Origin of the sequence: Flagellimonas beolgyonensis, from assembly GCF_003992615.1 — a bacterium.
In the GTDB taxonomy this organism is placed as follows: Bacteria; Bacteroidota; Bacteroidia; order Flavobacteriales; family Flavobacteriaceae; genus Flagellimonas; species Flagellimonas beolgyonensis.
Genome location: NZ_RZMY01000015.1, coordinates 51782 through 65362, shown reverse-complemented (window position 1 = coordinate 65362; position 13581 = coordinate 51782). Strand labels below are relative to the sequence as shown.

12 protein-coding genes are annotated in these 13581 nt (G+C 45.1%); all 12 read left to right on the top strand.

Annotation, left to right across the window (positions count from 1 at the left end; genetic code table 11):
* Positions 1 to 184 precede the first annotated feature (184 nt).
* From mraZ to ftsA, 12 genes are read left to right on the top strand one after another with little or no spacing between them, the layout of a single operon-like run.
* Positions 185 to 640, top strand: a complete 456-nt coding sequence (mraZ, locus tag EO131_RS10365; protein WP_127021576.1) for a division/cell wall cluster transcriptional repressor MraZ — start codon at positions 185 to 187, stop codon at positions 638 to 640.
* Positions 633 to 1535: a 16S rRNA (cytosine(1402)-N(4))-methyltransferase RsmH gene (rsmH, locus tag EO131_RS10360; protein WP_127021815.1), complete on the top strand. Its 903-nt coding sequence runs from the start codon at positions 633 to 635 to the stop codon at positions 1533 to 1535. Before mraZ ends, rsmH begins: the two co-directional genes overlap by 8 nt.
* Positions 1536 to 1546: 11 nt before the next feature.
* Positions 1547 to 1864: an FtsL-like putative cell division protein gene (locus EO131_RS10355; protein ID WP_127021574.1), complete on the top strand. Its 318-nt coding sequence runs from the start codon at positions 1547 to 1549 to the stop codon at positions 1862 to 1864.
* The gene (locus tag EO131_RS10350; protein ID WP_127021572.1) at positions 1864 to 3873 is read left to right on the top strand and encodes a penicillin-binding protein; all 2010 of its coding nucleotides are present in this window, start codon (positions 1864 to 1866) and stop codon (positions 3871 to 3873) included. Before EO131_RS10355 ends, EO131_RS10350 begins: the two co-directional genes overlap by 1 nt.
* Positions 3870 to 5333 carry a UDP-N-acetylmuramoyl-L-alanyl-D-glutamate--2,6-diaminopimelate ligase gene (locus tag EO131_RS10345; RefSeq protein ID WP_127021570.1) on the top strand — a complete coding sequence of 488 codons (1464 nt, stop codon included), beginning with the start codon at positions 3870 to 3872 and terminating at the stop codon, positions 5331 to 5333. The genes EO131_RS10350 and EO131_RS10345 overlap by 4 nt, the downstream gene beginning before the upstream one ends.
* Before the next feature lie 8 nt (positions 5334 to 5341).
* On the top strand, positions 5342 to 6562 hold the full coding sequence (gene mraY, locus EO131_RS10340; RefSeq protein WP_127021568.1) for a phospho-N-acetylmuramoyl-pentapeptide-transferase: 1221 nt from the start codon (positions 5342 to 5344) through the stop codon (positions 6560 to 6562).
* Positions 6563 to 7897, top strand: a complete 1335-nt coding sequence (gene murD, locus EO131_RS10335) for a UDP-N-acetylmuramoyl-L-alanine--D-glutamate ligase (protein WP_127021566.1) — start codon at positions 6563 to 6565, stop codon at positions 7895 to 7897.
* A gap of 2 nt (positions 7898 to 7899) precedes the next feature.
* Positions 7900 to 9105 (top strand): FtsW/RodA/SpoVE family cell cycle protein, encoded by a 1206-nt coding sequence (locus tag EO131_RS10330; protein ID WP_127021564.1) that lies wholly within the window; start codon positions 7900 to 7902, stop codon positions 9103 to 9105.
* Positions 9092 to 10180 carry an undecaprenyldiphospho-muramoylpentapeptide beta-N-acetylglucosaminyltransferase gene (gene murG / locus EO131_RS10325; RefSeq protein ID WP_127021562.1) on the top strand — a complete coding sequence of 363 codons (1089 nt, stop codon included), beginning with the start codon at positions 9092 to 9094 and terminating at the stop codon, positions 10178 to 10180. The genes EO131_RS10330 and murG overlap by 14 nt, the downstream gene beginning before the upstream one ends.
* Positions 10177 to 11526 (top strand): UDP-N-acetylmuramate--L-alanine ligase, encoded by a 1350-nt coding sequence (murC, locus tag EO131_RS10320; protein ID WP_127021560.1) that lies wholly within the window; start codon positions 10177 to 10179, stop codon positions 11524 to 11526. Before murG ends, murC begins: the two co-directional genes overlap by 4 nt.
* Complete coding sequence (locus EO131_RS10315; protein ID WP_127021558.1) at positions 11516 to 12235, top strand: cell division protein FtsQ/DivIB; 720 nt, start codon at positions 11516 to 11518, stop codon at positions 12233 to 12235. The genes murC and EO131_RS10315 overlap by 11 nt, the downstream gene beginning before the upstream one ends.
* Positions 12236 to 12238: 3 nt before the next feature.
* Positions 12239 to 13567: a cell division protein FtsA gene (ftsA, locus tag EO131_RS10310; protein ID WP_127021556.1), complete on the top strand. Its 1329-nt coding sequence runs from the start codon at positions 12239 to 12241 to the stop codon at positions 13565 to 13567.
* The last annotated feature ends 14 nt before the right edge of the window (positions 13568 to 13581 follow it).

Sequence of the window (13581 nt, the reverse complement as noted above, 5' to 3'; positions counted from 1 at the left end):
AGAATATTTGTGTAATGGAAAATTGAAGAAGTTCCCAAAAGCATCCATCAAGTGGATTTTTGGTCCCAAAAAAAGGTTTTACATCGAAAAGTGGGGAATTTATTAACAAATGTGGAGTTATGTGGAGAAATGTGGAAATAAAATATATATATTTGAGTTGTATTAACTAACCAATTGATTTCTAGTGACCCATATCATAGGACAACATGATTGTAAAGCTGACTCCAAGGGAAGGGTGCTCCTGCCTATTTCCTTGAAGAACCAGTTGTTGCCTGTTTTAAAGGAGGGGTTCGTGATCAAGCGGTCCGTTTTTCAGCAATGTCTGGAGCTGTATCCCAAGCAGGAATTTGATGTGCTCATGCAAAAGGTCATGAAGAAAAGTAAGATCAATAGAAAGTACGATGCTTTCGTGAGAAACTTTGTGGCAGGCATGAAGGAAGTGGTCATCGATGGGGATACCGGAAGACTTCAGATTCCCAAAAATTTGGTGGAATATGCCAAAATAGAAAAGGAGGTCGTCCTCAATGCCGTTTTTGACAAGATCGAAATATGGAACAAGGACATGTACGAAAAAGTCTTGGCCGAAGGGGAGAAGGATTATGCTGATCTAGCCGAAGAGATATTTGCTGATGATGAATAGTGCGTACCACAATCCGGTTTTGTTACAGGAGTCGGTGGACGGATTGGACATAAAAAAGGATGGGGTGTATGTAGATGTCACCTTTGGTGGCGGAGGACATTCCAAAGAAATATTGAAGCGATTGGGAGAAGGGGGAAAGTTGTTCGCATTTGATCAGGACGAGGACGCCCTACAGAATGCGATTGATGATGAGCGATTTCAGTTGATCAATCAAAACTTTCGCTACCTCAAGCAATACCTTAAGTTCTATGGCATTCGGAAAGTTGATGGAATCTTGGCGGATTTCGGGGTTTCCTCCCATCAGTTCGACGAGGCGGAACGCGGGTTTTCCACCCGGTTCAATGCTGATTTGGATATGCGGATGAACCGATCCGGAGCATTGTCAGCGTTTGAAGTGGTCAATGACTATCCGCAGGAGGATCTTGCGTCGGTGCTGTTTCAATATGGGGAATTGCGCAATGCCAACGCCATGGCAAAAGCCATTGTGGAGGCAAGGGGGCAAAATCCGATAAAGACAACGGACGACCTGAAAACCGTCTTGAAACGGTTCCTTCCCAAGATGAAAGAAAACAAAATTCTGGCGCAGATCTATCAGGCGATCAGAATCGAGGTCAACCAAGAAATTGAAGCATTGAAGGAATTTTTGGAACAGGTTCCCGAAGTGTTGAAGGAAGGGGGGCGGCTGAGCATGATCAGCTACCATTCCTTGGAAGATCGATTGGTAAAGCGCTTCATCAGGGATGGGCGTTTTGAGGGAGAGCCGGAAAAGGATTTCTACGGGAACATTAATGTGCCCTTAAAAAAAGTTGGCGGATTGATTGTGCCATCAGCGGAAGAAATTGCAAGGAACAACAGGGCGAGAAGTGCCAAGCTCCGCATCGCGGAACGCATATAGAGAACAATAAAATGAAAAAGGGATTACTGGACATACTAAAAGGAAAGTTTTTGGTGAGCGGCGATGCACCCAAGAACTGGATGTTTTTGTTATATGCCTCCTTTTTGGCTGCACTCATGATTTCCAGTAGCCACAATGCCGATAAAAAAGTTTTGGAAATAGCATCCTTGAGCGAAGAGGTTCGCAAGCTCCGCAGTGAATTTGTGGAGGGTCGTTCCAGGGTACAGCAACTCAAATTGGAGTCCACCTTGCGAGAAGCGGTGGCCGACAAAGGACTGGTGCCGTCCCAGGATCCCCCTAAAAAAATAAAAGTTAAATCAGCCGATTGATGCCTATCACTGAAAAAAATATCATGAACAGACTGTACCTGGTTTCCGGGGGTCTTTTGGTATTGGCCATTGCCGTGGTAGTTAAGCTGGTGGATATCCAAATGGTGAAAGGGGATGAATTCAAGGAACTGGCTTTGAGCAAAACCGAAAAAATGTTCACCATAGAGCCCAATCGCGGCAACCTATATTCGGAAGATGGCAGTTTGCTGGCCGCCTCGGTGCCCAAATATGAAATCAGGTTTGATGCCAAGACAGTAACCGAAGAGAATTTCCAGAACAATGTGGCCGCCCTTTCCGATTCGTTGGGCAAAATGTTCAACCGGCCATCATCCTATTACCGACAATTGTTCCGCAAGGCGAGGGCTAACGGTAACCGCTACAAATTGGTGGCCCGTGATGTAGATTATCTCGATTATGTTCGTATAAAGCAGTTTCCATTGTTCAATCTTGGACCTTATAAAGGGGGCTTTATCGAAACCCATCGTGTGGTGCGCGAATATCCCTTGGGTAAAATGGCGGCCCGTAGCATTGGTTACGAGCGTGTGGATGAAAACGGCTACTACACCCGTGTGGGTATGGACGGCGCCTTTGGCGAATCCTATTTGCGAGGGAAGGAAGGCAAGCGTTTAAAGCAAAAAATAGCGAAGGGGCAATGGAAGCCGGTGGGTCTGGACAATATTGTGGAGCCCGAAGATGGTTTGGACGTGGTTTCCACCATCGATGTGAACATTCAGGACATTGCACATCATGAATTGTTGGCGCAATTAGAAAAATACAAAGCCGACCATGGTTGCGTGGTGGTGATGGAGACCAAAACAGGAGAGATTAAGGCCATTTCCAATCTGGGCCGCACCTCCGAAGGAAAATATTATGAAAAGTTGAACTATGCCATTGGCGAGTCACACGAGCCAGGATCCACTTTTAAGTTGATGTCCTTGGTCGCTGCCTTGGAAGATAAAGTGGTCGATACCAGCACGGTTATCGATACGGAAAATGGAAGGTACCGCATTTATGATGGAGTGGTCAAGGATTCCAGGTGGGGAGGTTATGGAAAAATCTCAACCGCCAAAGCATTTGCCGTTTCGTCCAATACGGCATTTGCCAAGATCATCAACGAAAATTACAAGGAACACCCTGAAAAGTTTGTCGACCGCTTGATGAACATGGGCCTTCACAAGAAATTGGGTCTTCCCATTATCGGTGAGGGAGATCCCGTGATTCGTTATCCTGGAGATAAAGGGTGGTCCGGAATTTCATTGGGCTGGATGTCCCATGGCTATGAAGTTTCCCTGACCCCCATGCAGACCCTCGCCTTTTACAATGCGATTGCTAACGATGGTGAGTTCGTGAAACCACAGTTGATCAAAGAAGTACGCGAAGGCAACAAGGTGGTAAAACGCTTTGAAAAGCAGGTCATTAACCCATCCATTTGTTCCGAGGAAACGGTGAAGAAGGTACAGCAACTCATGAAGGATGTGGTGGAAAAGGATTACGGGACCGGTCATAAACTCTATTCCAAAAACTTTTCCATGGCCGGAAAAACAGGGACTTGCCAAAAGAACTATGTAGAAAAGGATCCAGACCGATTGGCCTATATATCCACATTCGCTGGCTACTTTCCGGCTGACAATCCTAGATATTCCTGCATCGTGATCATTCATGAGCCCGATAAGAGTGTCGGGTATTATGGTGCCGATGTTTCTGGACCGGTTTTTAAATCCATGGCCCAGAAAATCCATGCTATATCCCCTATGGTGGATGAGGTGGAAGAAGGTCAACTGGGAGATGAGGAATTGGATCAAGATTTTGAAAAATATTATGCCGCAGCGCAAAAAAAATACAATACCGTACCCAATGTAAAAGGCATGAGCGGTATGGATGCCGTTTCCTTGTTGGAAAATTTGGGTATTGAAGTGGAAGTTCATGGCAATGGCAAAGTGAAGAAGCAGTCCATTGATCAAGGAACGGACATTAAACAAGTGAAAAAAATAGTACTGGAGCTTTCATGAAGTTATTGAAGGACATATTATATGGTGTAGGCCTTAACGCTGTCAGCGGGGATACCAATGTAATGGTGAACAATATTCATTTCGATTCCCGAAAAGTGGAAATGGATGATGTTTTTGTTGCCGTTCGTGGCACCGTTACCGACGGCCACAACTATATCCAAAAGGCAGTCGATTCCGGGGCCAGGGCCATAGTGTGCGAAGAGCTGCCAGAACTTATGGTCAATGGTGTTACCTATATGGAAGTAACGGATTGTAACAGTGCCCTTGCCATAATTGCGTCCAACTTTTATGATAATCCATCAAAAAACCTAAAGTTGGTCGGTGTTACGGGTACCAATGGCAAAACTACTGTGACCACATTGTTGTACAATTTGTTCAAGAAGGCAGGATTTAAGGTCGGGTTGATATCGACTATCAAGGTCATGGTGGATGAAAAGGAATATCCAACCACCCATACCACACCGGATGTGATGACCATCAACAGCTACTTGAGCAAGATGAACGCTGCCGGAGTGGAGTTCTGTTTCATGGAGGTCAGCTCGCATGGTATCCATCAAAAGCGCTCGGAGGGTTTGCATTTTACCGGTGCCATTTTCACCAACCTGTCCCACGATCATTTGGATTACCACAAAACCTTTGCCGAGTATCGAGATACCAAGAAAAAATTGTTCGATGGCCTGCCCAAGACCGCTTTTGCATTGGTGAACATCGATGACAAAAATGGCTTGGTAATGTTGCAGAACACCAAGGCCAAAAAATATACCTATGCCCTCAAAACCTTTGCGGATTACAGGGCACAGATCTTGGAAAAGCAGTTCAACGGTCAATTGCTGAAGGTGGATGACAATGAATTGTGGTCCCGATTGATAGGTGATTTCAATGCCTATAACATGCTTGCCATTTATGCCACTGCAGATATTTTGGGATTGGAAAAAATGGAGATTCTACGGTTGATGAGCGAGTTGGAGAATGTGGACGGAAGGTTCCAATATTACATTTCAAAAAATAAGATAACGGCTATTGTTGATTATGCCCATACGCCGGATGCACTAAAAAATGTATTGGTTACAATCAATGCATTGAGGACTGGAAATGAAAATGTTATCACCGTAGTGGGGTGTGGTGGTGACAGAGATAAGTCTAAGCGTCCGGTTATGGGTCATATCGCCACAGAGATGAGCAACCAAGCCATTTTCACCTCCGATAACCCAAGAACGGAATCACCATCAGCAATCATTGAAGAAATGGAAGCGGGTGTGGAGCCCCAAAATGCAAGAAAAGTGTTGTCCATCGAAAACAGAAAGCAGGCCATAAAAACGGCTTGTAAACTGGCCGTGCCCAACGACATCATTCTTGTGGCTGGAAAGGGCCATGAAACCTATCAGGAAACCAATGGGGTTCGGGTAGAGTTCGATGATTTTAAAGAAGTTAAAGAAGCGCTGGAAAGCCTTAATAAATAATGTAGTCCATGTTATACTACTTGTTCGAGTTTTTAGAGAAACAATACCAACTGCCGGGAGCTAGCCTGTTCCAGTTCCTCACCTTTAGGGCGGCCATGGCCGTATTGTTGTCTCTTTTAATTGCAATGGTATACGGTAAACGAATCATCCTGTACCTTCAGAAGAAACAGATAGGGGAGAGTATCCGCGATTTGGGACTGGAGGGGCAAAAACAAAAAGCGGGAACACCCACAATGGGCGGTATCATCATCATAATTTCAACCCTATTGCCTGTAGTTCTTTTTGCGGATATCAAGAACATTTATGTCATTTTGTTGATTGTGACCACCGTTTGGATGGGCATCATCGGCTTTATTGATGACTATATAAAAATCTTCAAAAAGGATAAGGAAGGCCTAAAAGGTCGCTTCAAGGTCATGGGCCAGGTCGGTTTGGGACTCATAGTGGGATTGACGCTCTATTTCCATCCCCAAGTGACCATCAAGGAAAAAGATAGCAGCACTATCACCGAAAATTTTAAAGTAGAGCGGGTATTTGGTGAGGAGACCAAAGCAGTTCGCACCAATGTTCCCTTTTTTAAGAACAATGAGTTGGATTATGCAGATTTCATCAGTTGGATGGGAGAGGGTATGGCCGATTATGCTTGGCTCATTTTCATACCTGTGGTCATTTTGATTGTTACTGCAGTTTCCAACGGAGCCAACTTAACGGATGGAATCGATGGATTGGCCGCCGGTTCTTCCGCGATCATTGTGCTCACGCTGGGCATTTTTGCCTGGGTTTCGGGCAACATCCAATTCTCGGATTACCTCGATATTTTTTACCTGCCACGTGTGGGTGAATTGGTAGTGTTCATTGCTGCCTTCACAGGGGCATTGGTCGGGTTTTTATGGTACAATGCGTATCCGGCCCAGGTATTTATGGGCGATACGGGAAGTTTAACCATTGGTGGTGTCATCGCAGTCATAGCCATCATCGTTCGAAAGGAATTGTTGCTGCCTGTTTTGTGCGGAATCTTTTTTGCCGAGTCGTTGTCGGTGATGTTGCAAGTAGGCTATTTCAAGCATACCAAGAAGAAATATGGGGAAGGCAAACGCATATTCCTGATGGCGCCATTGCACCATCATTACCAGAAAAAATCCTATCACGAAAGTAAGATCGTGACCCGTTTTTGGATCATAGGCATATTGTTGGCCATCATTAGCATTGTTACGCTAAAAATTCGATAGATGGGCCGGTTGGTGATACTTGGAGGTGGAGAAAGTGGTGTGGGAACCGCCATTTTGGGAAAAAAAGAAGGATTTGAAGTCTTTGTTTCGGACAAAGGCGAGATCAAAGAGAAATACAAAGAAGTTCTTGAACATTTTGGGATTGAATGGGAATCGGGCACTCATACCGAATCCAAGATTTTGAATGCCGATGTGGTCATGAAAAGTCCTGGAATTCCGGATAAGGTGCCACTGGTAAAACAATTGGTCGCCAAGGGCATTCCTGTGATTTCGGAAATCGAGTTTGCATCCAAATACACGGATGCGACCCTATTGGGAATAACCGGGAGCAACGGAAAGACCACCACGACCATGATGACCTACCATCTTTTGAAAGAAGGAGGGCTGAACGTGGGAATGGCAGGAAACATTGGTGATAGCTATGCTAAAATGGTAGCGGAGCAGGATTTTGATCAGTATGTGCTGGAGATCAGCAGTTTTCAGTTGGATGGGATTGTCGATTTCAAGCCCCATGTTGCAGTGATCACTAATATTACGCCCGATCATTTGGACCGATATGAGTACCAATTTGAAAACTATATCGCCTCCAAATTTCGGATAGCCATGAACCAGGATGAAAACGATTACCTGATTTATGATGCCGACGATGAAGTGATAACAGGTTGGTTGAAACAACACCCAGTTCGATCCAAATTGGTTCCATTTACCCTGAGGGGAAAGGTGGAAGAAGGAGCCTGGCTCGAAAATGAAACGATAAAAATAAAATTAGAACATAAAACCTTGGAAATGAGTACAGATATTTTAGCCTTGGAAGGGCAACACAACGTGAAGAACACAATGGCCGCAAGTATGGCCGCCCTGCTGGTGAAGGTACGCAAGGAGACCATTCGCCAAAGTATCCAGTCGTTCCAGGGAGCACCCCATCGATTGGAAAAGGTGTTGAAAATCAACCATGTGGAATACATCAACGATTCCAAGGCGACCAATGTGAACGCTACGTTTTATGCCTTGGATGGCATTAAAAAACCCATTGTTTGGATCGTGGGCGGTGTGGACAAAGGAAACGACTATGCGGAATTGATGCCTTTGGTGCGCGAAAAGGTAAAGGCGATTGTCTGTTTGGGAATGGACAATACCAAATTGAAGGATGCTTTTGGAAATGTGATCGACCTCATGGTGGAGACCTATTCCATGGAGGAAGCAGTAAAGGTGGCCTATAAGATTGCCGAGCGTGGCGATGCCGTTTTGTTGTCACCAGCCTGTGCGAGTTTCGACCTGTTCGAAAACTATGAAGACCGGGGTAACCAATTTAAAAATGCCGTAAAAAACCTGTAAACGTGTTTGCAATTTTCAAAAATCTGAAAGGTGATAAAGCCATCTGGGGCGTAGTGGCCCTTTTGGCGCTTTTCTCATTTTTGCCGGTATACAGCGCCAGTACCAATTTGGTGTACGTGAATGGTGACGGTACCACCTTTGGGCATTTGATAAAACATGCCGTGTTGCTCTTTTTGGGCTTCGGTATCATTTACGCCATACATCGGATTCCCACCCATTACTTTAAGGGACTTTCGATTATTGCGCTGCCCATTGTTTTACTGTTGCTGGCCTATACCCTTACCGTGGAAACGCGAATCGGGGGAGTAACGGCCAATCGTTGGATCAAGATTCCTTTTGTAGGGGTAAATTTCCAGACCTCTACGTTGGCATCGGTGGTGTTGATGATTTGGATCGCACGTTACCTCACCAAGATCAAGGATATTAAGATCACGTTCAAGGAAAGCATATTGCCACTTTGGTTGCCCGTAGCCTTGGTGGTCCTGTTGATTTTGCCCGAAAACTTTTCCACAGCAGCCATTATCTGTTTCATGGTTTTGGTGTTGTGTTTTTTGGGTGGATATCCTCTGAAATATTTGTTTGTGATGCTGGCCACGGGTATCGTTTTGGGCGGCATGTTCCTTTTTGTACTGTTCAAGGCGCCCGAAATATTGCCGCAGCGTGCGGGAACCTGGAAGTCCAGGATCGAGACTTTCTGGCATCCGGAGAATGCCGATAAGGACGACCTTCATCAGTTGACTTTGGCCCAAATTGCAGTGGCCGAAGGCGGGGTGTTTGGTAAAGGAGCTGGGAAGAGTGTGATGAAGAACCTATTGTCCCAAAGTACCTCGGATTTCATTTTTGCGATCATCATAGAAGAATATGGCTTGCTGGGGGGTGGAGCTTTGCTCTTTTTCTATTTGCTGCTATTGTTTCGGATAGTCGTGGTGGCCCATTCGGCCAAAACGGTGTTTTCCAAACTGTTGGTGATCGGGGTAGGTTTGCCCATAGTTTTTCAAGCGTTCATCAATATGGCGGTAGTGGTGCAGCTGTTTCCGGTTACAGGACAACCGTTGCCTTTGATCAGTATGGGAGGTACCTCCATTTGGATGACCTGTATGGCGATTGGAATCGTATTGAGCGCGAGCAACAAGAAGGAGAATTTGGAGGAGCAATCCTATGATATCGATGAGACGAACCCTTTAGAAGTATTGAGTGGACAATTATAGGTTTATACTTTCTGGAGGGGGTACGGGAGGACATATTTATCCTGCAGTGGCCATCGCCAACGAATTGAAAAAGCGGCATCCCAATGCCCAGTTTTTGTTCGTAGGGGCCAAGGATAAAATGGAAATGGAAAAAGTGCCGCAGGCCGGATATGAAATAAAGGGTTTGTGGATAAGTGGCATACAACGGAAACTGACTTTGAAAAATCTCATGTTTCCCTTTAAAGTGATAAGCAGTTTGATGGAAGCAAGGAAAATACTGAAGCAATTCAAACCTCATGTGGCCATTGGCACAGGTGGTTTCGCAAGTGGCCCTTTATTAAAAATGGCTGCAAGCTCAGGTATTCCTTGTGTGTTGCAGGAACAGAATTCCTTTGCTGGGATTACCAACAAACTATTGGCTGGTAAGGCTGAGAAGATTTGTGTGGCCTATGATGGCATGGAAAAGTTTTTTCCAAAGGAAAAGATTGTGAAGACGGGAAATCCCATTCGCATGAACCTTGAAGATATCCAGGTCAACAAAAAGGAAGCCTTGGAATTCTTTGGCCTGAACGGAAGTAAAAAGACAGTGTTGGTTTTGGGCGGCAGCTTGGGTGCGCGTCGCATTAACCAATTGATAGAAAAGGAATTGGATTTTTTTGAAAAGATGGGTCTACATGTCCTGTGGCAATGCGGCAAACTCTATCATGAGGAATATAAAAAGTACGATTCGGGTTCGGTGAAGGTTTTGGCCTTCATCAATAAAATGGACTTGGCGTACGCAGCGGCGGATATTATCATTTCGCGGGCAGGTGCCGGTTCGGTTTCCGAATTGTGTTTGGTGGGCAAACCAGTGGTTTTTATCCCATCGCCCAATGTGGCCGAAGACCATCAAACCAAAAATGCCCAGGCCTTGGTCAGTGAGAATGCAGCCTTAATGCTGCGGGAATCCGAATTGGATGGACATTTTGAAGATATGTTTGCACAGTTGATGGGGTCTAAGGAAAGGCAATTGGAGCTCGCCCAAAACATTAAAAAATTGGCCATGCCAAAGGCAACCGAACATATTGTGGATGAAATTGAAAAGTTGTTGAAGTGAATGTGAAGGACATACATAGCGTCTATTTTATTGGTATCGGAGGCATTGGTATGTCCGCTTTGGCCCGGTATTTCAATTTTATCGGTAAGCCCGTGGCAGGGTACGACAAAACCCCGACACCCATTACCGACGGACTGGCCGAGTTGGGTATCTCCATTCATTTCGAAGATAATGTGGATTTGATTGATGATACTTTCAAACAGCCAGGTACATTGGTGGTGTTTACTCCGGCCGTTCCTGCTTCTCATCAAGAGTTGAACTATTTCCGATCAAACGACTTCGATATCAAAAAGCGGTCAGAGGTATTGGGTATTATCACCAAGGATTCCTTTTGCATGGCTGTGGCCGGAACCCATGGTAAGACTACCACTTCGTGCATCTTGGCCCATTTGTTAAAGGAATGTGGCTTACCGTTCACTGCATTTCTGGGAGGGGTTTCGGAAGATTTCAATAGTAATTTTGTGCTGGATGGTACCGATTACTCCGTTGTGGAAGCTGATGAGTTCGATCGCTCGTTTTTGCGATTGACCCCCACAGTGGCCTGCATTACCAGTATGGATGCGGACCATTTGGACATTTATGGAAGTAAAAAAGAACTCGAGATAGCCTTTGGGGATTTTGCCAATAGGATCAAACCGGGTGGAAAGCTATTTGTCCGCAAGGGATTGCCCATGGAGGGCATCACTTTTGGCATAGCTGACGGGTCAGATTATCGAATAGAAAACATCAACATTGAACATGGAACCTACATTTTTAATCTCGTAACGCCTTCCGAGGTTATTGCCAACGTTCGTTTCAATAAACCGGGAAGGCACAATTTGCTCAATGGATTAGCTGCTTTCGCGATGGCGGTGCAAACTGGTTGCCCACCACACCGCCTTGCCGAAGCTTTGGGGACCTTCAAAGGCGTACAGCGTAGGTTTTCCTATCAGATCAAGAACGAAAACTTTGTTTTCATCGACGATTATGCCCATCATCCCACGGAAATCGATGCGGTGTATCAGGCCATTCGGGAGATGCATCCCGGCAAAAAGATCACGGTTGTTTTTCAGCCCCATCTGTTTTCCCGAACCAAGGATTTTGCTGATGATTTTGCCGCGAGTCTGGCCCAGTTCGATGAAATCATCCTTTTGGAAATATACCCAGCGCGGGAGGAGCCCATGGAAGGGGTAACCTCGCAATGGCTATTGGATAAAATCAACAATCCGAACAAAAAGCTTGTGGCCAAATCGGATTTGTTGACAGCACTTACAAACTGCACAACCGGGGTTTTGGTGGCCCTTGGGGCAGGTGATATTGGAATGGAAGTACCAAAAATCAAAAAAGAATTGGCATATGCGGGTTAATTGGAACCATATCAAACTGGCATGCTTATCGGTAGCTGTGGTCACATTGTATGGCTTTGCCGATCACAGGAGCAAACAACAAAAAGTGAACACGGTAACCGTCAAATTTGTAGGCGACGAAAATCTCTACATTACCGAAGATGCGGTTAATAAATTGTTAATACAAAAATACGGACCCCTAAAAAATAGGGCCAAAGAACAGTTAGTTTTGAATACCATAGAGGAGGTAATTCTGTCCAACGATATGGTGAAAAACGCCCAAGTCTATCTTACTGTAAACGGGGAGCTTATCTCTAAGATTGTTCAGCGAAAACCAATAGGGAGAGTTGAGGGAATCTCTAAATTTTATTTGGATGATACGGGAAAACGCATGCCATTGTCTAAGCACCATTCGGCACGCGTACCGATTATTACAGGTGAAATAACCGGGAAATCCTTGGAGGATGCCTATGTCATATTGAACTATATAAATGAGGACGATTTTCTACGGAAAAATGTCATCGGCATACACATTAAGGAAGAAGGAAACTATCAGCTTCGGTTCCGCATGGAAAACTTTGTGGTGAACCTGGGCGGGGTAGACAACCTTAACGCGAAGTTTAAAAATTTTATGGCGTTTTACGCCAAAGCTTCCAAGGACAATTCCTTGGAGGAGTATGTTACAGTAAGTCTGGAATTCAACAACCAAGTGGTTTGCACCAAAATATAATGTATGGAACAAGGTAATTATTCAGTTGGATTGGATATTGGAACTACCAAGATCGTTGCGATCATCGGTAGGGAAAATGAGTATGGAAAAATTGAGATACTGGGCACCGGTAAATCCAAGAGTTTAGGGGTGCACCGTGGAGTGGTCAACAACATTACGCAGACCATTTCCTCCATTCAGCAAGCTGTGGAGCAGGCTGAGTTGAATTCGGGCCTCAAAATTGGATCCGTGGTGGTCGGTATTGCCGGACAACACATCCGAAGCTTGCAGCACAGTGATTATATCACAAGGCCAAATTCTGAGGAAGTCATCCAAGACGAGGATCTGGACAAATTGTGCAACCAAGTGTACAAATTGGTAATGCTTCCAGGGGAAGAAATCATTCATGTATTGCCACAGGAATACAAAGTGGACGGTCAATCCGAGATCAAAGAGCCTAAAGGCATGTACGGAGGTCGTTTGGAAGCCAATTTCCATGTGGTGGTCGGACAGGTTTCATCCATCAAAAACATAGGTCGTTGCATTAAAAGTGCAGGACTGGATTTGGGAAGTATTACCCTGGAGCCCTTGGCATCTTCCGATGCTGTATTAAGTCAGGAAGAAAAGGAGGCGGGTGTGGCCTTGATAGATATAGGAGGTGGAACCACGGACTTGGCCATTTTCAAGGATGGTATTATCCGTCATACTTCCGTAATTCCTTTTGGAGGCAATGTGATCACGGAAGATATCAAGGAAGGCTGTTCCATTATTGAGAAACAGGCTGAATTGCTAAAAATAAAGTTCGGATCGGCTTGGCCCGGGGAAAACAAGGACAATGAGATTGTTTCCATTCCCGGATTACGAGGTCGTGAGCCAAAGGAAATCACCCTGAAAAACCTTTCCAAGATCATCCATGCACGCGTGGTGGAGATCATTGAGCAGGTGTATGTGGAGATCAAGAATTATGGTCACGAAGAGCAAAAGAAAAAATTGATCGCCGGTATTGTTTTAACCGGTGGTGGAAGCCAATTGAAGCATTTGAAGCAGTTGGTGGAATACATTACGGGCATGGATACCCGTATCGGATATCCGAACGAACATTTGGCAGGTGATTCCGATGAAGAAATCGCAAGCCCGCTCTATGCCACTGCAGTTGGACTATTGATGAAAGCCCTTGAAACGACCAAAAGGCACCATATACTGGAGCAAGGGGACATGCCCCAAGATGAAAAAGTGTTGGTGGAACAAGACCATGTGGTGGGACAGCCAAGCGTTGCCACCCATGGAGAGCGAAAATCCATATTTGACAAATGGTCCGAGAAGTTGAAGGATTTTTTGGACAACGCAGAATAATAACCCCATAAAGA